15 protein-coding genes and 1 tRNA gene are annotated in these 25,188 nt (G+C 58.8%); 7 read left to right on the forward strand and 9 right to left on the reverse strand.

Annotated elements, in window-relative coordinates; translation table 11 throughout:
* The first annotated feature begins 309 nt into the window (after nt 1–309).
* Together ACFLEY_RS07150 and ACFLEY_RS07155 are read left to right on the forward strand one after the other, a co-directional pair.
* The gene (locus ACFLEY_RS07150; protein WP_060910511.1) at nt 310–744 is read left to right on the forward strand and encodes a phasin; all 435 of its coding nucleotides are present in this window, start codon (nt 310–312) and stop codon (nt 742–744) included.
* A 264-nt stretch (nt 745–1,008) separates the two neighbouring features.
* Nucleotides 1,009–1,085, forward strand: a tRNA-His gene (locus ACFLEY_RS07155).
* Nucleotides 1,086–2,073: 988 nt separating this feature from the next.
* On the opposite strand, the gene ACFLEY_RS07160 is transcribed toward ACFLEY_RS07155, so the two are convergent.
* The 5 genes from ACFLEY_RS07160 to ACFLEY_RS07180 all read right to left on the reverse strand — a co-directional run bounded on the left by ACFLEY_RS07160 (nt 2,074) and on the right by ACFLEY_RS07180 (nt 9,910).
* Entirely contained in the window at nt 2,074–4,686 is a 2,613-nt protein-coding gene (locus tag ACFLEY_RS07160) for a DEAD/DEAH box helicase (protein ID WP_396604564.1), read from the reverse strand.
* Nucleotides 4,687–4,690: 4 nt separating this feature from the next.
* Nucleotides 4,691–5,389 (reverse strand): DNA methyltransferase, encoded by a 699-nt coding sequence (locus ACFLEY_RS07165; protein WP_396604565.1) that lies wholly within the window; start codon nt 5,387–5,389, stop codon nt 4,691–4,693.
* A gap of 195 nt (nt 5,390–5,584) precedes the next feature.
* Nucleotides 5,585–6,928 (reverse strand): IS1380-like element ISBdi2 family transposase, encoded by a 1,344-nt coding sequence (locus ACFLEY_RS07170; protein WP_060907906.1) that lies wholly within the window; start codon nt 6,926–6,928, stop codon nt 5,585–5,587.
* Nucleotides 6,929–7,355: 427 nt separating this feature from the next.
* Nucleotides 7,356–8,570, reverse strand: coding sequence for a DNA methyltransferase (locus ACFLEY_RS07175; protein WP_396604566.1), 1,215 nt, complete (start codon nt 8,568–8,570; stop codon nt 7,356–7,358).
* A 210-nt stretch (nt 8,571–8,780) separates the two neighbouring features.
* Nucleotides 8,781–9,910 (reverse strand): IS3-like element ISRj2 family transposase gene (locus ACFLEY_RS07180; protein WP_085967151.1). Its coding sequence is split into 2 segments (ribosomal slippage): nt 8,781–9,658 and nt 9,658–9,910, totalling 1,131 coding nucleotides; the frame shifts between segments, so codons are not numbered across the junction.
* Nucleotides 9,911–10,778: 868 nt separating this feature from the next.
* Here ACFLEY_RS07180 and ACFLEY_RS07185 point away from each other — a divergent pair.
* The 5 genes from ACFLEY_RS07185 (at nt 10,779) to ACFLEY_RS07205 (ending at nt 16,659) form a co-directional block, all read left to right on the forward strand.
* A complete protein-coding gene (locus ACFLEY_RS07185) occupies nt 10,779–11,501 on the forward strand; it encodes a metallophosphoesterase (RefSeq protein WP_396604567.1) in 723 nt (240 codons plus the stop codon).
* 105 nt (nt 11,502–11,606) lie between these two features.
* On the forward strand, nt 11,607–12,950 hold the full coding sequence (locus ACFLEY_RS07190) for an IS1380-like element ISBdi2 family transposase (RefSeq protein WP_060910107.1): 1,344 nt from the start codon (nt 11,607–11,609) through the stop codon (nt 12,948–12,950).
* 727 nt (nt 12,951–13,677) lie between these two features.
* Entirely contained in the window at nt 13,678–14,361 is a 684-nt protein-coding gene (locus ACFLEY_RS07195; protein ID WP_396604568.1) for a hypothetical protein, read from the forward strand.
* Nucleotides 14,354–15,844 carry an ATP-binding protein gene (locus tag ACFLEY_RS07200; protein ID WP_396604569.1) on the forward strand — a complete coding sequence of 497 codons (1,491 nt, stop codon included), beginning with the start codon at nt 14,354–14,356 and terminating at the stop codon, nt 15,842–15,844. Before ACFLEY_RS07195 ends, ACFLEY_RS07200 begins: the two co-directional genes overlap by 8 nt.
* Nucleotides 15,845–16,155: 311 nt before the next feature.
* Entirely contained in the window at nt 16,156–16,659 is a 504-nt protein-coding gene (locus ACFLEY_RS07205; RefSeq protein WP_396604570.1) for a hypothetical protein, read from the forward strand.
* A gap of 198 nt (nt 16,660–16,857) precedes the next feature.
* Here ACFLEY_RS07205 and ACFLEY_RS07210 read toward each other — a convergent pair whose 3' ends face one another.
* The 4 genes from ACFLEY_RS07210 to ACFLEY_RS07225 all read right to left on the reverse strand — a co-directional run bounded on the left by ACFLEY_RS07210 (nt 16,858) and on the right by ACFLEY_RS07225 (nt 25,174).
* Nucleotides 16,858–17,169 carry a hypothetical protein gene (locus ACFLEY_RS07210; RefSeq protein ID WP_396604571.1) on the reverse strand — a complete coding sequence of 104 codons (312 nt, stop codon included), beginning with the start codon at nt 17,167–17,169 and terminating at the stop codon, nt 16,858–16,860.
* Between the two features lie 524 nt (nt 17,170–17,693).
* Complete coding sequence (locus tag ACFLEY_RS07215) at nt 17,694–18,662, reverse strand: site-specific integrase (protein WP_396604572.1); 969 nt, start codon at nt 18,660–18,662, stop codon at nt 17,694–17,696.
* 834 nt (nt 18,663–19,496) lie between these two features.
* A complete protein-coding gene (locus tag ACFLEY_RS07220; protein ID WP_396604573.1) occupies nt 19,497–19,838 on the reverse strand; it encodes a hypothetical protein in 342 nt (113 codons plus the stop codon).
* A gap of 314 nt (nt 19,839–20,152) precedes the next feature.
* On the reverse strand, nt 20,153–25,174 hold the full coding sequence (locus ACFLEY_RS07225; protein ID WP_396604574.1) for a TIR domain-containing protein: 5,022 nt from the start codon (nt 25,172–25,174) through the stop codon (nt 20,153–20,155).
* Nucleotides 25,175–25,188 lie beyond the last annotated feature (14 nt).

Raw genomic sequence — 25,188 nt, forward strand, 5'->3', positions numbered from 1 at the left:
GCTCGTCTCGGACCCTCCAGGGGAGGGTAAGCAGCCCGACCGCGCGGTCTTGGAATTCAACATCGTGGTACCGCAACCACGGGTTCCCATACCCCGGAACCTCATCCTCCCCGCGATTAAATTTTCTCTGCGCCCCCTGGATCGCGTTGCGCTGCACAATGTTGACATGTTACCCAGTGACACTGCTGGGCGTTGGACGAGCCATTCGTTACGCGTATCCAGTCTTCGTATCCGCCACAGAGGGCCCCGGTTGGCCGGCGGGCGCGCCAGAAGGCTCACTCCATTTTCCAAGACCGTGAGGGACCAACAATGACAGGTGCGACTGATCCGTTTTCTGCCTCGATCATTCCGTTCGAGGTGCCCGAGCAGATGCGTGCGTTCGCCGAAAAGGGCGTTTCGCAGGCCCGCGAGAGCTACGCCAAGTTCAAGGACGCGGCCGAAAGCCATAACGGCACCATCGAGGCCGTGTTCTCCTCCGCCAGCAAGGGCGCGAACGAGTACACCGCCAAGCTGATGGAGTTCATGAAGGCCAACACCACCGCCCATCTGGACTTCACCCAGGAGCTGCTCGGCGTGAAGTCGCCGTCGGATGCGTTCGCGCTGTGGAGCAGCCATGGCAAAAAGCAGCTCGAGACCTTCCAGGCCCAGGCCAAGGAGCTCGCCGAGATCGCCCAGCGCGCCGCCACCGCCGCCGCCGAGCCGATCAAGGCCAGCGCCTCGAAGCTCTACCCGCCCGCCGCCTGAGCGACGGGGCCGGTTTGATCAGGGCCTGATCCGGACCCGAAGGGTCGCGCGCGAAGTGCACAGCGGTCTTCCGATAGGATCATGCCCAAATAATAAGAAACCCGGGCCCACGCCCGGGTTTTCCTTTGGAAATAACGTCGTTTGAGGGTGGATTCCGCCCGTTTGCGGCCTTGCCAAAAACGGCCGTTGCACCTAGTTTCCGCCCCGTCCAGCCCCCTCGGTACCGGCCCTCTCAGGGCGCCCCAAGGCGCGGCTCGCAAGGATGCAGTTGTAGCTCAGTTGGTTAGAGCGCCTGTCTGTGGAACAGGAGGTCGGTGGTTCGAGCCCACCCAACTGTACCAACAATATCAATAACTTAGTTCAATCCAGGCTTGAGAATCCCACCTTAAAAGTAACGGGTGAGGTAACAAAACGGGCTGGAGCAACTGGCCAGACCATCAACAGTGAGCGTTCCAGGGTTAGATTGGACGGCACCCATTTCCAACGTAGGCGGCGCCGCAACCGAGAGGCGCGTAGTTTACGGGGAGCCGGCCGCCGAACAGCTTGAGCCCGCCTCGTTTGTACCGCGGGTTCGAATCTCTCTCGCTCCGCCATCCCACCAACATGATCTCGTACTTCGATCTGGAGAGAGGCCAGAAATGCGGCCGTTTTCCTGCTCTTTTGCCGACGGAGAAGTCCGTTCACCCACCCAACCTAGTGCCGGATAGGTCTGGAGAACCGAATTTTCTCCGAATCTTAGAACACGCAAAATCGCTCCGGTACGGGATTTCCCGGAAAACCAAGGGCTTATTTGGGTCGCGGTTTGAATCTCTCTCGCTAGGACTCCCCATTCTATGCCAATGGATTTCGGAATTTGCGGGGTCGATCAGTCCTTGCATTCCGACGGGGGCGCCGCGCTTATCGGAGTTCGTCGACCTTGTCGCCGTGCGTGGCTGTCGTCGTTGCGCTGCGCAAAGCTCGCGCTCCCACCGGTTCTCGCTAGTCGAGGCTCCGACCGCTTTAACCTCCGCCAGCATGTTATCTTTCATCCACGAGATCGCTTCGGGATGACGTTAACGACTGATTATTAACGCACTGCAATTCCCACTACGTCCTTAGGATCGATTTCGGGGGGAGTATTGGATTGTATTCCTCGACGCCCTCCATTTGGCCAAGTACTTCAAACTGGCAAACTTCGAGCCGCGGCGCTGTTCTCGTCTCCCTTGTTCAGCCGCGAGAATTCGGTCCACGTACTGGCCATGGACTAGCATTCTCGGGATGCCAAGATTTTCGGATCCTCGGTTTCAATCAGGCTGCTCACGTTTACCGACCGTCGTCGTGAAGCCATTTCTATGATGTTGCGCCTAGATGATAGTTTGTAGCTGCACCACTTTGAAATAGGGCTTTGGCAGACTCAGCTTTTTGAACTGCCTCGCGAGCTGAAGGTTCGCTTAGGTCCAACACACGGTAAGTCCCGGCAATTTCCGCTATAATTTCGATGCGGCGAAATACTGTCTGATGGGTCTCACTATATCTAGCCAACCCCCTCAGTCTGGGTAGTGCATCGCCCAAATGGATGCCGTGCGGATCAATGATGTCAGCCGCAATACTGCCATCCGCCAGTCGGACGAAGAAGATGAAATCGGGCCGTACAATCTTCATCTCGTCTGCGTCTTCATAAGTCACGCCAAGAGAATCCTGACTGGGGCGTCCCGGATTCCGATACCAGCCGACGCTCCCATCCCGTTTTAACTCGGTCAACAGGACCTTGCTTTCCCACGATGACCCGAAGTTTCCTGGATACAGGCCGTCGTCATCGCAGAGCATGTGCCGTTCGAAGCGAGGAAGCTCGATTTCAGTTCCGTCCGCTTCCCTCGACTTCGTTGGCTGCAGCCAAGAATGTGGGCGAGCCAAGTCGACGTCGAGCGGGTCCGCGCTCATTTCCCTGATCTGCCGATAGACCTCTTGGCGCTCGTCGCTCAGACTTTTGATCGAAATCCGGTATTGGCTGAGCCACTGGTTTGAAAGCTTCTCCGCTGCTGCCTCCAGGTCACCCTTGATGTCCGGTACAAGACCAATCGCCGCCACGGTTGTGTGAGCTTCGATCAGCGCGTCTGCCGTATCATTGTCTTCGGAACCCCCGTGTGCCAGATGCTCGCTATAGGTGGTTGCCAGATCGGGGCTAATCACGCGCGCAGCTCTCTTGTAAGCATCCTCGATGACGGAGTAGTCGGCCGCCTCCACGAAGTCGTTAAACGACATGGCCTTGGTTTCAACATCCGCCTTCTCCGTTTTGCCTTCGACGGTCAAGACCCCATCGCGGGCTTTCTTGATTTCCTCTGCGTACCGAACCTGTGCACCGTCGAGCACTTTGTGCATCTCGGCATGAGCCTTCTTGCCAGCGTCGGAAAGCAGGGCGTCGGCCGCAAGCTCATGCGCCAAGGCGGTCAGTCGCTTGACAGGACGAGCTTGCCGTTTGGGCAGCGTCTGGGAGGGCAGAGAGAGTAATTTCTGCCAGACCTCTTCGGGAATTGCCGGGTTCGGCTTCATCTCGCGCGGATTGATGAGGACGCGGCGACCCGGCAGCTCCTCGCCGCTATCGGCACCAGTCATAAGCGCCTTTACCACATCCTCAACCGACTTCTTATTGAAGCGAGGAAGAAGGCAGTCCACGGCATTCAGCCGATCGTTGCCGGGAATTCGCCGAGCTAGTGGCGTACGAACCATCCGGCCTAGAAGTTGGGTGATGTGAGTTTTGTCCGATGCGGCGCGGAAGGACACCATGACCTCGGCGCGGGGGCAGTCCCAGCCGGTGCTGATCGCGTCCTTTGCAACGAGGATGCGCACCCAATCCGATTCCTGCACTCGTTCGGGAGCGACATATTGAGCGGTGCGGCTGCCAAACGTTTCGGTCTTGTGTTCACCGAACACGTTGGCGATGCAGTCAGGCGGTAATTCCGGCCAGCGGTCAAATATGGTATCGAGCCATTTCCCGATCTCCTTGTGATCTGGCGAATTGGGAACCTGAAACACCATCAGCGGCAGGACCGAATCGGCGTCGTCCTGTTGCTTGGCGTACTCAGTCCAAGCCTTAGAGATGTCGCGCAGTTTGTCGGTGCCTCGGCGCAAAAGGACCGTTGAGAAGTCACCTTCCTCGTCCGGAATGTCTAAATTGATTGTGTCCTTCAGAAGCCCCGAATCCTGCACCTTCTTCGGGTCTACGATGACATTGGGTAGTGTCCCGTGCCCCTGCATGCCCGCAATGGCATCGTTGAAGCGCTGAACGGTGGCCGATATTCCCCAGACGATCGGAATGCCAGGGACGGAGCCTGATCCGTTTATGAGCTGCTTGACGATAGTCGGTTTGCCATCACCGTTCGACTTGCCGCCTTCCTTCATCCCGCGATGGGCTTCGTCCAGCACCAGGTAGAGCGTCAAATCGGGATCTTCGATGGTGTTCTGAATCGTATCCCAAATCGTGTGCGACCGCAGATCAGGCATAATCCGCATCTGCCCGTCATCATCTTCAATGGCGGTATCGTTTGGATCATGTCCCCGCACAAGAAGGCTGTTCTTCGACAGCTTCTGAGTATTCAGAAAGTATATCTTCCCCGCCTCGAATTTTTCGCGGCCGAAGCTGTTGTCGACCGTGACGAGATCGGAGACGGTCAATTTGTCCGAAGCCTCTTGCAACCGCCAGCGGGATTGCTCGTTCAATGAGGGGTCGTCACTGAACCAGATCATCACTGCGCCAGGGTCCGGTTCAAATTCATAGTCATCGTTGCCGTGAAACAGCGCTTCAAAGACAGCGGCGGCCATAACAGTCTTGCCCGCGCCGGTGGTGGCGGTCAGCGAGAAGGCATGCTTGTCACGATCCTCGTGCCAGCGCTTGCGGGCTTTCTTGAGCCGGTCGAGAACCTCTTCGACGGCGTCGTCTTGATAGTCTTTTAACGTAAATTTCATGCCCTTACCGCCCCATCGAGAAACGGAAATTCATCAGGTACGACTCGTAGAGCCGCACCGGTTCGACCGAGTGGTGCAGACGACGGGCAACGGATTGGAAGCGGCGATCGTCGTCCGTCACGATGTATGCAATACGGATTGATCCCTTCGCCTCGACGGCCTTAGCGAAGGCTACAGCTTTGTCCAGATCGGTGAGCAGTCCGTAGGTATCGACAACGTCCCAGCCCCGCGGTGGAGGCTCGCTTATCCGTCGTCCTTGACTCCCGGCCCGCATCCAAAGAAGGGGCGCGATGCGAGCGAAGGCACGATTGTGGCTGACGGCAACAGGCGTTTCATAAGTGAGCGTGAAGAACTCGGCGTTTTCCTTGAAGCCTTCGGATATCGGAAATTCATCGGTGAACTTGTAGTCACCCTCGATGTTCTTTCCTTCGAGCGTCTTACCGGTAATCGCCGCTGCAATGCGCGGCTTAGTGATGTAGTCGCAAATGCCCCATTTCTCCCAATCCGCATCGCCCGGCCTGAAGCCAGCTTTCCGAAGTGCGGCTTGTTCGTCCGCGGCGACCTCGTTGTTTGTTACCGAGATACACTGGCGACGTCCGCCGTCCTGTCGGTTCAGGCGCATGACTGCATGAGCTGTAGTGCCAGAGCCGGAAAAGAAATCGAGGATTGTTGCTTCCGGCTTTCTCACAACAAAGAAGCGCAACGCATCCTCAACTGCATATAAGGATTTAGCCCGTCCTATTCGTGAGAGTGCGGCTTTTGGGCCCGATTGATGCGGCCGCACATCTTGTCTGACGAGGCGCACAGGATTGCCTTCGGCTTTTCGCCGCCTGACGACCGGTACTTTGCAACGCGCTTGAGGGATGGGTTGGGCGAACGGGGGCGGACGCCCCGCCGGTCAAGGACCGAGCGGCAGCAGCGCGCCGGGCAAGCCGCAGATCAGGTCGGCTTCGGGACATGCCGCGGCGAACGCAAGGCGAATGCGGCTCGTGGTCTCGACGACACGGGCGGCGATTTTCAAGAGCCGAAGACGCAGCGTCGCGAACTCGGCAGCGGCCAATTCCCGGGCTTTGGGAATGGCGTCGCGCACGGTCAGCATCAGCCAATAAGCGGCCGTATGGAGCACGAGACGGACCTGGTTGGCGAGCGCCGAACGGCAGCTGGTGCGATCGGAGGCGAGCTGCGTCTTATGCAGCTTGATCAGATTCTCGGCTTGGCCGCGCGCGCAATACAGGCTGTCGTAGATCCACTCGGCCGAGCCGACATCGAGGCTGGTGACGACGAAGCGGATGTCGAGGCCGAGCATCGTCGCCTCAATACGGGCGACAGTGCGCCGTTCGCGATCCCAGGACTTTGCCTTGTGGCGCGTCTCGGTATAGCCACGCAGAACCGGCAGGTTCTCGATGGCGCGTCGGGTGCGGATGTCGTCGGCGACCTCGTCGACTTTTCTGGCGAGAGGCTTGGTGCCGGACAGACCGAAGATGTAGTCGATGCCGTTGGTCTCGCACCACGCCATGGCCTCCGGCCGGGCATAGTGCCCGTCGCCACGGAACGTAATTTGCGTGTTGTGCCATCGCGTCCGGATATGCCGTACCAGGCGGCGCAGATGGGCACGCACCTCGACGCCGCCCGGCGTCTTGCCGGGCCGCAGCACGACGGCCACGGGCCGGCTCTTCTCCGTGTCGTAGACGTGGATCGGCAGGAAGCAGCGTTCGTCATAATGAGCGTTGAACAGCGAGAGCTGCTGATGGCCGTGGACGACGTCGCAGGTATCATCGATGTCGAGCGTGACGGATGCCGGCTCGCGCGGGTAGCTATCCATCCATGCGTCGACCAAAGTGTAGGTCAGCCGGATCACGTCGCGCAGGCGCGGCGCATTCTCCAGGCGTGACAGCGTCGGTTGGGAACACAAATCCCGGCCCGTGTCCGGTAGGCGACCGCAGGCCAGTTTGAATGCCGGATCGGACCTCAGATGATCGAGGTCGTCGGCGTCCTCGTAGCCGCAGCAGATCGCGAACATGCGCGCGCGGAACATATCGACAAGGCTGTGCACGACCCGCGTCGGATCGCGCCGATCCGGGAACACCCGGGCCAGATTGTCGGCCAAGCCGAGACGCCGCTCGGCCATCGCCAGAAGCATCACGCCCCCGTTCGAGGTCAGGCGACCGCCATCGAAGGCAGCTGTGACTTTCTTGGCGTGAACGGCTGGAAACGAGAAGGGCGGAATCGTATCATCGGTCATGGCGGGCGTGGCGTTCGCGGTTGAAGGTGATGGGGTGGCTTCGCAACCGAATCCTACGCCGCATCAGCGCTTTACCCCTCAGGCGCACTCTTACGAATAAGACGGGTTAAGTTGAAGAAAGATTGAGTGACTCCCGATCATTTCTGTGCCGAAACGTGGAGTCGCGGTCGTGCCGCGTCCAAAGAAACCGGCGCGAGCGGCCTATTAGACGCGGTAGGTGATCAGCCTCCGAAACGAGACTATCAAGCATGAAGAGATCGAGCGCGAGGCAGAGGTTTTATTTGTGTTGAATTCTTGCTTCTCGATAGTGGTCTGAAATCGTATCATCGGTCATGGCGGGCGTGGCGTTCGCGGTTGAAGGTGATGGGGTGGCTTCGCAACCGAATCCTACGCCGCATCAGCGCTTTACACCACGCTCGCCAGCCTCTCAGGCGCCCTCTCGCGAATAAGACGGGTTAGGAAATGGAAACTTGCGGTCAGGAATCAGAAGCTTTTGCAAGTTTGTTCCTCCCTGCTCGGCATTATGTGACGCTATTCGCCACTGAGTACCCGGGAGGAACACTGGCTGATACTCAGAATCATCGACAACTATTGAGTTGTCCTGCTTTCGGCCGACAATCGGAAAGATTCCTGCCTCAACCTTTCCCTGCTCACCTCTCTTCAAATAAGCAATTGCCGTATCTTTCCCGCGCCATCTTCCCAATTTTGCGTAACCCTTAATTATCAACTCACGCAGACTAGACGCACTATTCTGCCAATTGCCCTCAGATCCGTCAGACCGAATCGGCCAGACTGCGACACAGCCGGGAGGTGCCTTAACGGCTCTCCAATTCTCGCCCAGGTATGCATCGCCGACAGATTCAAATCGAGGGCCGTCCGTTCCATTGCGAATGAATACCGGATAAAATTGGTTGGGGCTGTCGACACGACGAGTATGCGAGCCAGCGCGCAATAGCTCCGCCCATCTTAGACTTCCGGCTCTACGATCTTGGGCAACTTTCCACTCGCTATTTAGCGAAACTGGAATGGGCGCTGCAGCTCCCATCATGACAAAAAACAGATACTCATCAGTTCGGCCGAAGGCAGAAGACCTTGTTGCTCCCTTGGGGTTGATAACGCTGGACACCATTTGCATCCGGGCCTCAGGAAACAATTGCTCCAATAGCAAACCAAGCCGCAGGTATTCTTTCTCGTCGATAGTGACAATAAGGACGGAATCTTTGGGGTTTAGAAGGTCCTTTGCAATAAGTAGTCGGCGCTCCATAAAAGCGAGCCACTTGCTGTGCCGATACAGGTCTTCTTCCCCAACATAGTCGTTATTGTATTTCCAATCCTTCGCCCCAGTGTTGTATGGCGGATCGATATAAATCACGTCGATCTTGCCGCGGTGTGTGAAGGTCAGTGCCTGTAAGGCATGGTAGTTTTCGCCGTTTATAACTGTATGAAAAGGCTTGTTGTCGTCGCACTCGACCTTTCCCGTGCTGACCATGCCGGGGTAGATGTAATCGTGGAATTCCGCAACCGCGACGAGATTTTCGATAGCAACCGTCTGCCTCTCCGGCTTGGCCGCGTTCAGAAGCTCGATTTGGGCAAGCCTCTTGCCATCCGCCTTCTCGAATCCTAGTACCTTCCAAAGCCGCAAGTCGCCCTTTGTCGTCGATCCGCGCGCGGGTAGGACGTGCACTCTGTCACCTTTGCGCACGGGCAGAGCTGGCCCCGGTTGTTTGGACAGCGCCCCGCTGGATTTAAGTGGATTCCTGCCGGGTTATGCTGAACGCGGGGCTTTACGGTTTTGTCGTTGCGTCGGGAGGGCGTAGCCCGACCAGAGCGACGACAAAACCGTCGGCGACGGTCATGCGGCCATCACCATAGCTTGCGTGCCGAAGTAAGCCTCGTCGGGCGTGCGCCCGTCAAGGCTCGAGTGAGGGCGTCCCTGATTGTAGAAGGCCAGATACTTGGCAATTGACGCTCGCGCCTCGGACACGCTGTCGTAGGCGCGGAGATAAACTTCTTCGTATTTGACCGTGCGCCAGAGCCGCTCGACAAACACGTTGTCGCGCCAGGCGCCCTTGCCGTCCATGCTGATGGCGATCTTCGCGTCCAGCAGCACATCGGTGAACTCGAGGCTGGTGAACTGGCTGCCCTGATCCGTGTTGAAAATCTCGGGCCTGCCGTGCTTCGCCAACGCCTCCTGGACCGCTTCGACGCAGAAGGCCGCCTCCATTGTGATCGAGACGCGATGGGCCAGGACCCGTCGGCTGAACACATCGACGACCGCCGCGAGATAGACGAAGCCACGCCGCATCGGAATGTAGGTGATGTCCATTGCCCACGCATGGTCGGGCCGCTCGATCTTCAATCCGCGCAACAGGTACGGGTAGATCTTGTGACCCGGAGCCGGCTTGCTCGTGTTCGGGCGACGATAGACCGCCTCGATCCGCATGCGCTTCATCAGCGTCGCGATGTGGCGGCGACCGGCGTATACGCCCTCCCGCCGCAGCAACGATCGCAGCATACGCGCTCCCGCGAAGGGATAATCGAGATGCAGCTCATCGAGCCGACGCATCAAGGCAAGGTCCTCGGCCGAAACTGGCCGAGGTTCATAGTAGACCGTGCTGCGAGCCAGCTTCAGGACCTTCGCCTGGCGCACGATAGAAAGATCATGATCGCGGTCGATCATCGCTTTGCGCTCAGCAGGCCCGCCTTGGTGAGCGCGCCGGACAAAAAATCGTTTTCCAACGCCAGCTCGCCGATCTTGGCATGTAACGCCTTCAAATCGACCGGCGTCTCGGCCGATGTCTTGTCATGCCCAAACACGCCGGCGGCGCCTTCCAGGAGCTGGTTTTTCCAGATCGTGATCTGGTTCGGATGAACATCAAACAGCTGCGCCAGCTCCGCCAGTGTCTTGTCGCCTTTGACCGCAGCCAAAGCAACCTTCGCCTTGAATGCCGGAGAATGCGTCCGGCGGCTCTTCTTCGTCATCTTCGCTCCTGATTCGCAGCAAGAATCCTCGCCGCTGTCAGGCAGAAAATCCACTCAAGCTACTGTCCGAATTTGCGGGGCCAGCTCTGGCCGCCCGGGCAATTCTACGTTCTCAGGCCGATGCCGCTCGAAGTTCAGTCCGAAGGACCGACGAGACGAAAGCACTTTGAACTCTCGTTCCAACTCCGTCCCAAGCGTTAAATCTTTTGCTTTGGTCTGAGCTATGAGGTCAGTCAATCGAGACAACTTCAGGCCTTTCAATTAAGACGAGCCGCCGTGTCGGAAGGCACTTAATCCGGGTCCTACCACATAGCGTTTCAGAATGTCTTTGCCAACGACAGTCAGCTTGGCGCCTCACCAGACATGGCGCGATGCGGCAGGACCGGCAAATACCAACACTTGACACACTCGGATCGCTTTGTTTCGTCCTCATCGCTCACGATTCGTCAAGCGGTGGTTCGTTCCACTCGTCCGCCTTGGCGAGACAGGCTGCCGCCATTTCTCGCCTGACCTGATTCAGAACGCGTCGATACTGTGCCTCACCGCCAGATCGCGGGTGCAACGCGCCGACATTCCGCTCCATGTGGCTGACAGTTCAGGCGCGGCAGGAAACTACCGGTTCCCATGTGGGTAGGAGCAGTAAAACGTGGGTGCTGATGTCTGCTGTCGGTCCAAGCGAACATGCTTGTCGGCGCCTCTAGCTTCTGCCGATCAAGCTAAACCAGAATGGAGTCGGTTGGCAGGTTGATAAGGTTTGGTCCTAAGGCTTATCAGCCGGCAAAATTCCATAACATTCGATTTGCGAATCTACCGAGCCTGTACGAGGTTAACCTGCGGGCATTCAGCTAGGTGACGCATGGGAGAGGCTTTGGCGACGGACGGGTACGACATTATTGGCGATATCCACGGCCATGCGGACGCTCTGCGGCGGCTTTTGTGCGCTATGGGCTATGACGAGAGGGATGGCCTGTTTCGCCATCCTGAGCGTCGGGTCATCTTCGTCGGCGATTTTGTCGACCGTGGGCCCGAGCAGATTGCGGCTCTCCAAATCGCAAAACGCATGTGCGACGCTGGCTTGGCGTTAGCGGTCATGGGCAACCACGAATTCAATGCGCTGGGGTGGGCCGCGCCAGACGGGAATGGGAGTTTTCTTCGGCCTCACACCGAAAAGAACGCTCACCAGCACAAGGAATTCCTGAGACAGATCGAAGAGGGCTCGGATGCTTACGCGCAAGCGCTCGAGTGGTTCAGAACCCTGCCGGTATGGATCGACCTCCCGGGATTACGGGTCGTCCATGCCTGTTGGAGCGAATCCGCCCAGGAAAAGCTGTCTGGTTGTCTGGACGCCGCCAACCGGTTTACCCTGGAGGGGCTGCATGAAGCTAGCCGACGCGGCTCGACAGCCTACAATGCTGCGGAGGTTCTATTGAAGGGGCCAGAGTTGCCTCTTCCGGATGGACGTTCGTTCTTCGACAAGGATGGCCACGAGCGCCGTGAAGTTCGCATTCGCTGGTGGGATCGTAAGGCCCTAACGTTTCGGGACGCAGCACTTGGGATGGACGGTGAAGAGGCTAGCCTGTCTTATTCGTAAGAGGCGCCCGAGAGGCTGGCGAGCGTGGTGTAAAGCGCTGATACGGCGTAGGATTCGGTTGTGAAGCCAACCCCATCACCTCCAACCGCGAACGCCACGCCCGCCATGACCGACGATACGATTCCGCCCTTCTCGTTTCCAGCCATTCACGCCAAGAAAGTCACAGCTGCCTTCGATGGTGGGCGCCTAACCTCGAACGGGGGCGTGATGCTTCTGGCGATGGCCGAGCGGCGTCTCGGCTTGGCCGACAATCTGGCCCGGGTGTTCCCGGATCGGCGCGATCCGACGCGGGTCGTGCACAGCCTGGTCGATATGTTCCGCGCGCGCATGTTCGCGATCTGCTGCGGCTACGAGGACGCCGACGACCTCGATCATCTGCGGTCCGATCCGGCATTCAAGCTGGCCTGCGGTCGCCTACCGGACACGGGCCGGGATTTGTGTTCCCAGCCGACGCTGTCGCGGCTGGAGAATGCTCCGCGCCTGCGCGACGTGATCCGGCTGACCTACATTTTGGTCGACGCATGGATGGATAGCTACCCGCGCGAGCCGGCATCCGTCACGCTCGACATCGATGATACCTGCGACGTCGTCCACGGCCATCAGCAGCTCTCGCTGTTCAACGCTCATTATGACGAACGCTGCTTCCTGCCGATCCACGTCTACGACACGGAGAAGAGCCGTCCCGTGGCGGTCGTGCTGAGGCCCGGCAAGACGCCGGGCGGCGTCGAGGTGCGTGCCCTTCTGCGCCGCCTGGTACGGCATATCCGGACGCGGTGGCACAACACGCGAATTACGTTCCGTGGCGACGGGCACTATGCCCGGCCGGAGGCCATGGCGTGGTGCGAGACCAACGGCATCGACTACATCTTCGGTCTGTCCGGCACCAAGCCTCTCGCCAGAAAAGTCGACGAGGTCGCCGACGACATCCGCACCCGACGCGCCATCGAGAACCTGCCGGTTCTGCGTGGCTATACCGAGACGCGCCACAAGGCAAAGTCCTGGGATCGCGAACGGCGCACCGTCGCCCGTATTGAGGCGACGATGCTCGGCCTCGACATCCGTTTCGTCGTCACCAGCCTCGATGTCGGCTCGGCCGAGTGGATCTACGACAGCCTGTATTGCGCGCGCGGCCAAGCCGAGAATCTGATCAAGCTGCATAAGACGCAGCTCGCCTCCGACCGCACCAGCTGCCGTTCGGCGCTCGCCAACCAGGTCCGTCTCGTGCTCCATACGGCCGCTTATTGGCTGATGCTGACCGTGCGCGACGCCATTCCCAAAGTCCGGGAATTGGCCGCTGCCGAGTTCGCGACGCTGCGTCTTCGGCTCTTGAAGCTCGCCGCCCGTGTGGTCGAGACCTCGAGCCGCATTCGCCTTGCGTTTGCCGCGGCATGTCCCGAAGCCGACCTGATCCGCTGCTTGCCCGGCGCGCTGCTCCCGCTCGGTCCGTAACCGACCGGGCCTGCGCCCGCTCACCCGCCCCACTCCTCCATCGCCTACAAAACAGCTTGATGTAGAACCCGGTGAGAAAAGGCCGGACGGTCACCCACGCCAGCCGCCAGCCCCCGTCAGACGTCAAGAACGACCGTGCTCTCGTGAATAGATCGGGCTAGTTTGCCTGAACTGCCGATACCAACCGCGTATCACTACAGAAAAAAGAAGCCAGTCTTCTTCGGCCATTATTGGCTCCAAGGCACGCCAACACTCGATAGCGAGTATGCTGCGTGCTTGGATTTCAGCGTGGCAAAAGGCGGCTTTCTTACCGCCTATCGCTGGTCGGGTGAGAAAGTTCTTTTGCAGAATAACATCGTGTATGTGCCAGCCACTTGATCAAGTTCGCTAGACACCAGTATTCGAAGGCAAGGCCCTGGGGGGCAAATTGAAAAAAGCGTCAGTTCATCAGCTCGGCGATAGTCGTCCGGGGCGCGCTCGCGGCTGACCATCAGAACGCCGAACAAGCGCGAAACCCTTGCCACCTCTAGAAAAATCAACTACTTCGAACAAGGCCCTCCTTTGACACGCTGGGGGTGCAGCTTTCGTATCCTGCGGCTGCGATCTGCGATGGGTGGTTATAGCTCTCGGACTTTGTGAAATGCGGTTCGTGCAAATGCATGGCCAGTTCTCTGATTTGGTGACGTTTTGCGGGTCCTCTTGCGAGGTTCAAGGGCCGCTCGCAAATATGAAGCCGCACATCGGCTACTTTGCAGAGCAGGCTCTCGAGATCATTAAGCGCAGAGCTGGAACGAGCACCGCAACAATTTCCCCTTACATTGGGAGGGGGCTACTCGAATCGAGTCTGACAGCGTTACTTTTTAGACTCGACCCCTTTCGCGGGCTGACCCTTATGCGGTTTCAAACGCATGCAGAATTCGACCACAATAGGCCGAATCAAATTTCGATTGATTGGAATGCAGATTTGGTTGCGGATGCGAGTGACCGCCAAGACATCTGGAAGCCAAAGCAGAAACCGGAACAAGTGTCGCGTGCTCTACTATCCCCGTACACGGACGAAGTGATATGGCAGCCAGCGTTCCTCGCAGCGCGCGATTTTCTCGACCAAAATGCTTTAGCCACGCCGCATCCTACCGCGATGACCAAGGAACCAGACATGGTTATTCAGGGTATTCGTGGTGAGGCAAGGCAACTTTATAGCTTTTGGTCGAAGGGCATCCATGGCGAATTCTTCGCAATTGGAGCGCATACCCTAGATGAGGTGACATGCTCAGATCGGATGAAGCGCACCGTTGATCTCGTTCTTGAGCTAGCGTTCGTGAGCCAGTTCGCATGTGTGACGGTAGGCAATTTTGAGCCGGCAAGAGCATGCGATTACTACCTACAGGCCAAAGAGGGCATTCATGGCTGACGATCATTTGGATGCCGCGGATGACAGCGGACTCTTGCTTGCTGCAGAAGAGTGTCCACGAGATGATTTTCAGAAGTATCATAGCTTCGCAAAGTATGAGCGAGCGATTATACAACGCATCATCGCACATGGTCCTGTTCTTCTCCGCGGTGGCCGTGGAAGTGGCAAGAGCGCGCTGCTGATCGAATCCTTTCTGCAGATGAAACGGGAACATGCGTCCACCGTGTTGCCGGTGTACATAAGCCTTCGTCACCTGCCGTTGTTAAGGTCGGAAGGCGCGGAGTATGAGGCGCATTTTTGCCGTATCCTGTCGGCAGAGATAAACAAGGAGCTGAGCCGCAATCAGCTTGGTACGTTTCCGATCACGAAGGACGTTGGTGCTCTGCTGCAAGCATTGGAGGAAAACGCCCGGTTGCTTGCTCGTCGTATTGTTCTTCTTTTCGACGACGCGGCTCACATCGGACGAGAGAGGCCGCTCGAGGATTTTTTCGATATTTTTCGTACTATTTCGACGAGCCGCATCTCGTGTAAGGCTTCGATCTATCCTGGAGTGACAAAGTTCGGTGTTAGATTCGACGTCTTCAACGATGCGACTGTGATTGATATTTCGCGCGATGAACGGAAAGACGATTTCCATGAGATCTTCGTCGAGGTAACAAAGAAGAGATTCCCGCAGATCGCAAAAAAGGTCGCTGCCTCGCGCAGTCTCGATGAGGTATCATTCGGGAAAATTATGGGGCGTGCGGTTACTGGAAATCTTCGTAGCTTCGTGTTCGCCTGCAATTTGATGCAAGAAAACGCTGCTATCGGTTATCCGGAACTGACAAAATGCTTGCTTGAGCTTTCGGGAAACTATTTTTGGCCTTTGCTAGATGAGGTTGCACCAAAACTTGGAAGCTATGAGGTTTTAGTTCCGCCGTCCCAGGAGGTGGCGCACCTTATTTTCACTGCCTGCGCGCGCAAGGGCGCTACGTATGCCCTTGTTCATAGAGACATCATGCAAAAGCAGTCCAAAATTTTTGAGATACTCGAGTATGCAGGTTTTTTTTCGAAACGTGAGGCGTCGCGTGCTATGAAATCCGGAGGTCGTGGTGTGGTCTATTCGGTAAACCTCTGCAACCTACTTGAGATGACATCTGGCCGTCGTTTAACGAGTGATCTCGCTTCACAATGGATAAGGGCGACTGAAGAGCCCTATGAGCTCCGATATACTAACAGCGCGTTGGCTAAAATTGATATCCCTGCTCCAGGTGCGGAGCGTGACCTTGCAATTCTTAATAAGCCAATCTCTATCCTAAAAAAGTCGCCAGCCTATCCGTACGGTTTGACAGATGACAAGCTTGAGCGGCTAGAAAACGCGGGCCTGGCGACTATTAAGGCGGTAGCTGAGGCGGATGACAACGCAATTTTGGCGATCAACATGGTTGGCAAAGCAAGTCTCAAGCGCATCAGAGATGTAGTCCATCAGGCGATTTGGATGTAGCTGCGTCGGCCGATCATAGTCGTCGTTAAGACGCGATGCAATGAAGTGAGCCCGCTTTCAGCGACTGCGAGACTCAAGCGGCTACTGGATGTAGCTGCTAACTTCGGGCATCCAGTAGGGACCCGAAGAGACCGCCAATTATAATGCTTTTCGTTTGTGTGCCACCTCGCGTGAAGCGTTCTCCTTCAGCGAAAGTGCTTTGCTCGCTGTTGTAGCCCGACGCGGACAGAGCCATGCTGGCTGATATTCAAAATGTCGTGCTCAGGTAACGAGCACTTATCTCGGCTTTTCTTCGAACAATGGACGGCAAAATGAAGGATCGCGACTATTACCTTTCTCTTCGCAGAAGGTACGAGCCAGAGCAGCTAAAGCTAGTTATAGTGGCGGAATCACCGCCTGCTTCAGGTTTATATTTCTACGATCCGGTCGGAAAGGTCAGCGAGCCACTCTTCGCAGCATTCATGCAACAAATTGCGTTCGCCCCCTCAAACAAAGAGGAAGGACTCGTCCAGTTGCGCCAGCGCGGTTGGCTATTGGTCGATGCAACCTACGAACAGGTCGATAAGAGGGAGGGACGAGATGAGACGATACTTCGCGATTTTCCCTTGCTTTGCGACGATCTTGTTCGCCTGTCGCCCGACAAGACCGTCCCGCTAATACTAATTAAAGTAAATGTTTGTCGGCTGCTCGGACCGAAGCTTTTGACTGAGGGGTTCAAGGTCGCCAATCAAGGACGAGAAATTTACTTTCCTAGTCACGGAAACCAGCCCAAGTTTCACCAGCAATTCAGCGACGCGCTACAGTCTGTGGTGTGAAGCAGATGCGCCTCCAGCCTTCGCAAGGGCTGCCGTTATCGCCAAGCGCCAAGGTGCGGTCATCTTCGAGCGCCGCGCGCAGGCTTCATCGTCCGAGTTGGCGAATAGCGATCGTTGGATTGCGACCGCAGAACTATGCCTGAGATGTCAGGTCATGGGTCATGGGCCCGTCGTGTCATCCAGCCTTCGATAATCTAGTTAGACAGCTTTCATGCCTAACATTGCCTCCAATTCGTCAAGGCTTGAAGCAGGCCCGTGTAACATTTCGAAGGCCAGTTCTGGCGCGACCCCTTCGGCGCGCAGCGCGAGAGTCATCTGGAACAATCTGTTGTTTCGCTCCCTCTCCCGAGAGTTTCTCTTCTTGCGCCCGACCATAACGACGCCGAGTAAATAGCGCTGGACTTCATGAATGTTTCTATTCCAAACGCGCTCCTCCATCTCGTCCGTCTCGTCGCAGTCGTGCCATGGATCCAATCGATAGCGATTTTGCAGCGCGCGGCGGTTGAACACGAGTATGGCTCCCTCGCCCTCGTCGTTATCCCTCTCGATTGACGCGACATAGGCGGCCACCTCAGGAGACCGGGTGAACGCTACCTGAGTGCTCCCCGGGTATGAGTAGAAGAGTATGTTCATCCGAAGCACGGAGCGGAGGAATCTTGTCCCGTGGTAGAGAACTTCCCTGCGCCCCGCGATCGCCCGTGTCTCCTGCAAACATTCATCCCGGTGCATCAGCTTTCCTCCTGTAGTGACCGGCCGTGCTGCCCGCACCAGGAGCACATCGCGGATACGTTCATGAGGGGCAAGCTCTGCGTTTCGCGCCCAGCGAGGGGGGTAATTTAGTCAAGGTGTTAGCTCCATTTTCTAACAATCAGGAGCTAACCTTTATGTGGCGCGCGGGTCTATCGGAGCTTGGGTTCATTACTCGCGGCCATGACTGGGTAAGTTCATAACCCGCCTCCTATGGGACGGGAAAACTAAGGGCCCGATTGAACATGGGCAGCGTGACATTCTTCAAATTGCCCATTGGCGGCTTATTAAAGCAATCCCGCTCCGGCATGGTCTTTGAAGATTTCGCTATCGCGCACGTACCCACGAAGCGTTTCGATCGATCTATGACGGCTCACATCCATCATCTTGAAAATGGAAGCACCATTCGATGCCGCGGATGTCAGAAATCCCGATCGTAAGGAATGGCCTGAGAACGTGTTAGCGTCCAAGCCAATTCTCCTCGCCATCGCCTTAATGATGTCGGCGACCGACCGCGAGGTTAGCCGATCTTGACCGATCCTATTCGCCTTGCTGATTGGGCGAAATAGCGCGCCATTCTCAATTCCAGCGGCACTCAACCATTCGCGCAGCGCTCTCACCGGGCAAGCTACGGAGCCCCGCATAACGGCAATCGTCGAGCCCATGCCCTCCTGATCAGTTTTCGATCGCCGAACGATCACGCGTAGGCCCAACTCAACTTCCTCGATATCCGCAACATCCAGAGCCACCAGCTCAGAGCGGCGGAAAGCCCCAGCAAAGCCCAGAAGGACTAAGGCTCTGTCCCGTTTTCCGCGTAGGGTATCTGGAGATACTGCGATCATCGCCTTGACGTGTTCCGCCAGCGCTGGAGCTTTTCGGACTTTGGCCGTCCCGACCGAGCGGCGAATACCCCGCAGAGTCGCCTTGACGGCCTCTGTATCCGTGGGAGTGGGGAAGCCCGCCAGCTTATGAAAGTAGCGGATCGCAGCCAGACGCCTGCCTAGTGTTGAAGGTCTTTTCCCGGCCTCGGCTTCGGCAGCCAGGAAGGCTGCCAGGGTCTCGGCAGACGCGGGCAGGGCGGCTGATACTCCCTTAGCCTCACACCAGGCCACAAACAGTCGGTGGTCAGTTTCATAGGCCCTTCGGGTACCGGGAGCCTTCTCAGCCTTGGCATAGCTGATGGCCGCCTCTAGGTCCTGGCCAAGCGACCCAGGGATCGTAGGGAACGGGTCTCGAATAGCGGGAAGAGGGGCCATGCAAAATACTTCCGATAAGGACAATTATCGGAATTGAAAATATACAATCTATGATTGTTGTGCCAGGAAAATAACCGGATTCCGGAATGCACTCACAAGCAGGTAAACCGCCTGCATCACAACGTATTGGCTACTGCCCTTGCTGATAAGTTGGCGCGGATCACCTGGACCGTTTTGGCGCAAGCTCGCAGCTACGATGCACGCGTCTGACAAGAGAAGATACCCGCCGAGGTCTGCGAGTTGGATTAAGGAAATGGAGAAACGGTCTCGCCGTCGTACCGTGATCTGGTGACCCAAGCGGCCTCTCAGGGCCTTTCCGAGAATGAGATCTTCCGGTCTACCCCAGTCAACGGACATCGCGAGGCCGGCGCCGTTGGGGCGTTTTGTGCCAACAACGGAAGTCGCGCCTTATTCGATCACCTCGTCGGTACGGGCGAGCAGCGATGGAGGGATTTGGATGCCTAATGACCGCGCGGTCGGTTGGCTTGGCGCGTCGCATCGAACCAGAACCAGGTGGCCAAGCTCGCGGCGACCAGGAAGATGGTCGCCGCAGCCAATGCGAAGTCCCGAAGCCACCGAGCTCGGCGTGCGAGAGCCCTTTGGTCAGCAAAGCTGACCTCAACAAAAGCTTGCTCCTCATCGGAAATCCAGAGTGGCCGCGTGCGGATCAGGTATCAAATGCCTCACGCTCGGCGTCGGTACGCGCGAGAAGGAGATCCTTGGCCTTTTTTGTCGCGGCATCAGCCCACTCAGCTGCACGATCAGCTAATCGGTCAAGCGTGCGCTTGTCTTCCGTCGCCTCGTTGAGCCAAGCATGCAGCCGAGGCCAGCGCGTCAGCGCGTCAGCGCGTCAGCAGTGCTTCGTGCGATCTCAGCCGTCTCCTCGCCAGCGTCCGAGCCTACCAGATTGGTGCCTGGGCGGGTCTGGATGAGAACGAGCCGGTTACCCCTCACATCCGCCAGCGTCTGCAAAAAAGCCCAGCGCCGGTCCGTGAACTCCCGCCTGCGAGCCACGCGCCGGGCTGGCCCAGCAGTACCCTCCAGTCGCGCGAGGCGGATCAAGGCCGCTGCAACTTTAGGCTCATTCACTTCGCCTCCGAGCACGATCTCGAACACACGCTCGGCCTTGCGCGCCAGAGCGCAGTCTACCCGGCCTACGCCGGTGTAGGCACGCACAATGTTGCCACCAAACTCGCGACGCCGCTCCCAAGCCCGGGGTCAACGCAAACTGCACATACAGCCGTCACGACAGTTGAACCAATAGTCGTCGTCTAGGCATGTTAATCGCGGGTAGGGATCAGGTACTCTCCGCAGTACCCGGAGTAGCGACGCACAAGCTGGAACTGCGGGAAATCCGAGTCGGGCCAAGGGCGTAAGGCGTCGGCTCGGTTATGCATCCTGTCAACTCGCGAACACTGACGGCTCCGGCGTCCTCTTTGTAACCCTTTATTTTCCTTTGCCGCGCCTGGGACGGATGATGGAGCTTCGCTCTAAGGACATTTCAAGCCTGACAACGAAGAAGTTGGCTGGGGCGGCGTCGGGCACGCCGGACGGTGGGCCAGGCGAGGATATTTTGCTGTTATCCATGCCAAGCTCGCCGTGATTCCATCCTCCTTTGGAGGCGCGTCCGTCCTTGCGCGAAGCGCGTCGAGCAGAACCTCGGTTGCTGGACCCGCGGCAGAGGGGTAGGCGATTGCTTCGACAAGGATTCGAGTTTGTTCTTGATCTGTGGCACGTGGCAATAGCGCCACGAGCGCGCGCACCCACTCGACCGCTTCGGATTCCGAGCCCGCCCAAGCCAGTGACGAATTGGCGACAGCGAGCGCCTGCTGCGCCTGGGCCTCGGTCAGCTTCGCCGCCAGTGCCTGGAGCGCCTCGGCCAACGCCTGGAGCCGATCGGAATCGATCGTCTCGCTTATCCGCTTCAGCAGCGGCTCAAGCGCCTGCTGCGCCTGGGCGTCGGTCAGCTTCGCCGGCAATGCCTTGAGCGCCTCGACCAACACCTCGAGCTCGAACCGATCGGTCGTCTCGCTTATCCGCTTCAGCAGCGGCTGAAGCGCCTGCTGCGCCTGGGCGTCGGTCAGCTTCGCCGGCAACGTCTTGAGCGCTTCGACCAACGCCTGGAGCGCGAATTGATTGGTCGTCGCGCCGATCCGCTTCAGCATTGGCTCGAGCGCCTGCTGCGCTTGGGTCTCGGTCGGCTTCGCCGGCAGTGCCTTGAGTGCCTTGACCAACGGCTGGAGCCGATCGGAATCGGTCGTCTCGCCGATCCGCTTCAGAAGCGGGTCGAGCGCCTGTTGCGCCTGCGCGTCGGTCAGCTGCGCAGCCAGTGCCTGGAGGGCCTCGACCAACACCTGGAGCTCGAACTGATCGGTCGTCTCGCTTATCCGCTTCAGCAGCGGCTCAAGCGCCTGCTGCGCCTGGGCGTCGGTCAGCTTCGCCCGCAGCGCCCGAAACGCTTCGATGAGAGGCTGAAGCTGGTCGGGATCAGTCGTCTCACCGATCTGTTTCAGCAGCGGCTCGATTGCCTGCCGCGCCTGGGCATCGGTCAACTTCGCCGGCAGCGCTTGAAACGCTTCGACCAGAGCCCGGAGCTCGTCGGGATCAAGCGTCTCAGCGATCCGTTTCAGCAGCGGCTCGATCGCCTGCCGCGCCTGGGCATCGGTCAACTTCGCCGCCAGTGCCTTGAGTGTCTCGAGTGCCTTGAGCGCCTCTTCCCTATTTAAATCAGTCCCCTCTCCGATCCGCTTCAGAAGCGGCTCGAGCGCCTGCTGCGCCTGGGCATCGGTCAGCTTCGCCGGCAGTGCGTTGAGCGCCTCGACGAACGCCTCAACCAACGCCTGGAGCGCGAACCGATTGGTTGTCTTGCCGATCCGCTTCAGAAGCGGCTCGATCGCCTGCTGCGCCTGGGCGTCGGTCAGCTTCGTCGCCAGTGCCTGGAGCACCTGGAGCGCGCGGCGATCGGTCTTCTTGCCGATCCGCTTCAGAAGCGGCTCGATCGCCTGCTGCGCCTGGGCGTCGGTCAGCTTCGTCGCCAGTGCCTGGAGCGCATCGGCCCACGCCTGGAGCGCGCCACGATCAGTCATCTCGTCGTCGATCCCTTTCAGCAGCGGCTCGAGCGCGCGCTGCGCCTGGGTATCGGTGAGCTTCGCTGGCAGTGCCTGGAGCGCCCCGACCAGCGCTTGGAGCCGATCGGGATCGGTCGTCTCGCCGATCCGTTTCAACAGCGGCTCGAGCGCCTGCTGCGCCTGGGCCTCGGTTAGCTTCGCCGGCAGTGCCTGGAGCGCCCCGACCAGCGCTTGGAGCCGATCGGGATCGGTCGTCTCGCCGATCCACTTCAGCAACGGCTCGAGCGCCTGCTGCGCCTGGACGTCAGTCAGCTTCACGGCCAGTGTTTGGAGCACCTGGAGCGCGAGGGGATCGGTCGTCTCTCCAATCCGCTTCAGCAGCGGGTCGAGCGCCTGCTTCGCCTGGGCGTCGGTCAGCTTCGCCGGTAGTGCCTGGAACGCCTCGGCCAGCGCCAGGAGCGCGCGGAGATCATTCGTCTCGCCAATCCGCTTCAGCAACGGCTCGAGCGCCTGCTGAGCCTGGGCCTCGGTCGGCTTCGCGGGCAGTGCTTTGAGCGCCTCGGCCAACGCCTGGAGCCGATCGGGATCGGTCGTTTGGCCGATCCGCTTCAGCAGCGGCTCGATCTCCCGCTGCCCCTGGACATCGGTGAGCTTCGCCGCCAATGCCCGGAACGCCTTGACCAGCGCTTGGAGTCGATTGTGATCGATCGTCTCGCCGATCCGTTTCAGCAGCGGCTCGATAGCCAGCTGCGCCTGGGCGTCGGTCAGCTTCGCCGGCATTGCGCGGAGCGCCTTGGCCAGCGCTTGGAGCCGATCAGGATCGGTCGTCTCGCCAATCAGCTTCAGCAGCGGCTCGAGCGCCTGCTGCGCCTCGGCCTCGGTCAGCTTCTCCGCTAGTGTCTCGAACGCCTCGACCAGCGCGCGGAGCCCAGCGGGATCGGTCGTCGTTGCACTGGAGTTTACAGCAATTGCAATGGCTGCGGTCGTGAGCAATTTTGTGGCGTCGGCCGGCGACGGCCACTGCAGCCCCATGGATCGGGAAATCATATGGAATCCGGGGGCGCTTCGAGCCATGTCTTCGGGACTCGCCGTCAGGGCGGAAATGAAGTTAGTGCGCACTGCCTCATCCGCCCTGGCTAGTTTCCACAGCGCGTTGCGCTGACGCGCGAGAAAACCAGACCGCAGGTCCAGATCGGCCAATATCCCAGCTGCCAGTGCCTGATTGGCGCGATTTAGCTGATGTTGTGCCGCGCGCCATTGGTGCAACGCCCCGCCAAATGCGAGCAGCGCAATAACCGCTGCAGAAACCGCCAGTCGCCAGCGGTTGCGCAGCTTGCGGCGCGCGACATCCGCTGCCGCGCGCGCGGTATCTGACAGATGAGCCGCATGCTCGGCGGCTTCCTTTGCCTGATGTTCCGCCGCGCGCGCGGCCTCCGACTGTCGCGCCGCGTCCTCGGCGGCTTCCTTCGCCTGACGTTCCGCCGCATGCGCGGCCTCCGACTGTCGGGCCGCGTCCTCGGCGGCTTCCTTCGCCCGACGTTCCGCCGCGGTGATTCGCTTTTGAGCCGCCAAGGCGGTTTCGCGCTCGGCGTCGAGTCGCCGTTTATCTTTCCGGATAGAAAGGTCCACGAATTCGCGAATGTCGTCCACTGGGACGTCGCCGGGGCTATTGAGCAGGGAGCGGCCACGCTCGAGTTGAATACCGGGATCCAGCAGGAACTTGTCGATGCTGCCCTTCTCCTCCCACTCCGCCTTGGCTCGGAGGATGGCTGCTCGCGCCCGGAGTATTTCACGGCTCTCGTCAACCCACGCCCGGAGAGTCGGCCAGCGGCGAATTAACGCCTCGTGCGCGACCTCTACCGTGGCGCGCGGGTCGCGTCCCTCCTGCGGCGCCGGACCTTGTGGCGTGTCATATCCGGTCACCAATAGCCGTGTCCTGGGATTCGAGAAGAGATCGACGATGTCGCGCTGCTGCGGATCTTCCGGAATGGTGCTGCGTGCACGGACATCCTCGCGCCCTTCCCCTGGCGTTACGAGGCGGAGAAACAGACGCCGAGCGGCGCTCTGCTGCGCCGGCGTCAAGGCCGCGTAGGCGCCTTCTGCCGTCTTTTGGATTGCGCCGGTAACGCCGCCCACCTCCGTATACGCTGCGGCGGAGAGCCGATCGCCGTCTCGTCTCTCCCAAGTCTCCTTCAGCGCAAACTGAAGCAAGGGTAGCCGGCCGTCCTCCGTGCCGACATCGTCCAGAATCTGGTCGACAAGCGCCGGTGGAACGAAGGAAAGTCCCGTTTTCTGGGCCGGAGTTTCGATCGCGGATCGCAGATCGTTCCGCCCCATCAAAGGAATATTCACCTGCTGCCGGGGCAAGATCTCACACAAGAAGGTATTCCTGATCAGAAAGTTATAGAAGTCCGCCCGTACCGTGACCACGACGGACGTTCGGGACTTTTCGCCGGATGATGCTGCAACCAACAGCGCGATCATTTTTTCGACATCACTGAAGTGCTGACGCCGTCGCTCGGCGTCATCGATGGTCGGCGCCATGGCATAAAGCTCCTCCCACTGATCCACGTAGATCAGCACGCGGTCGGGCTTCTCGGGCGCCGCATCGAGGCGGTCGTTGATGACGCGACGCAATTTACCCGGATCGCCCTCGCGATAAGCGGCAGCCTCTTTCTCAAGGTAGCTATCTTTCGAAGCTGGCCCTGCATCTTGTGGCGCAGTTCCGAAGGCATCTGCTAATGCGCGCAGCGGTGAGGCTCCCGGACGAAACCATACGACGTCCCAGACCTTGCTCCGGCGCTGCTGACGCAATGCAGGAAGCAAACCCGCGAAGACTAGCGACGACTTGCCGCTGCCTGATGAACCGACGACAGCCACAAAAGAGTAGGTCCGGACCTTAGAGACGAGGTCGCGGATCGCGTCGTCCCGGCCACAATAGAGGACATGATCTTCCTCCCGGAAAGGCTCCAGACCACGATATGGGCAGATCTGTGCGCGGACGGCCGAAGGAGGGACCGGCCGCCGTCTAATCGCCCGGCAAAGGGCTTCCAGGCCGTCCGTCGGCCCAAGGTCACTGCCATCTCGGCGCAGATCGATCCATGTCAGAATCTGCAGAAAACCGGTTGGGGGGCTCTCACAACCCGGCAGCAGAACCGGAATGACCGGAAATTTCTTATTTCGCGTCTGCCTTACCAGGGCAAGCTCGCGCTCATATTGCTGGGTATTCCCCATCCCGTCGCGTCCAATAAGAATCGCAACAGCGTTAGAGCGGCCGATCGCATCTTCGAGTGCTCGGACCCAGGGAAGGCCCGGCCTTAAATCGATACGGTCAAAGAACGTGCGAAAGCCGCGGGCGCGAAGCCAACTATTCAACTCGGCCGCGGCGGCTCCGTCGCTGCGAGCATAGCTCAGGAAGACATCAAACTTGTCGTCGCGGCTCATTTCGACAGTCTATC

Source organism: Bradyrhizobium sp. YCK136 (assembly GCF_044570075.1).
Classification (GTDB): Bacteria; Pseudomonadota; Alphaproteobacteria; order Rhizobiales; family Xanthobacteraceae; genus Bradyrhizobium; species Bradyrhizobium diazoefficiens.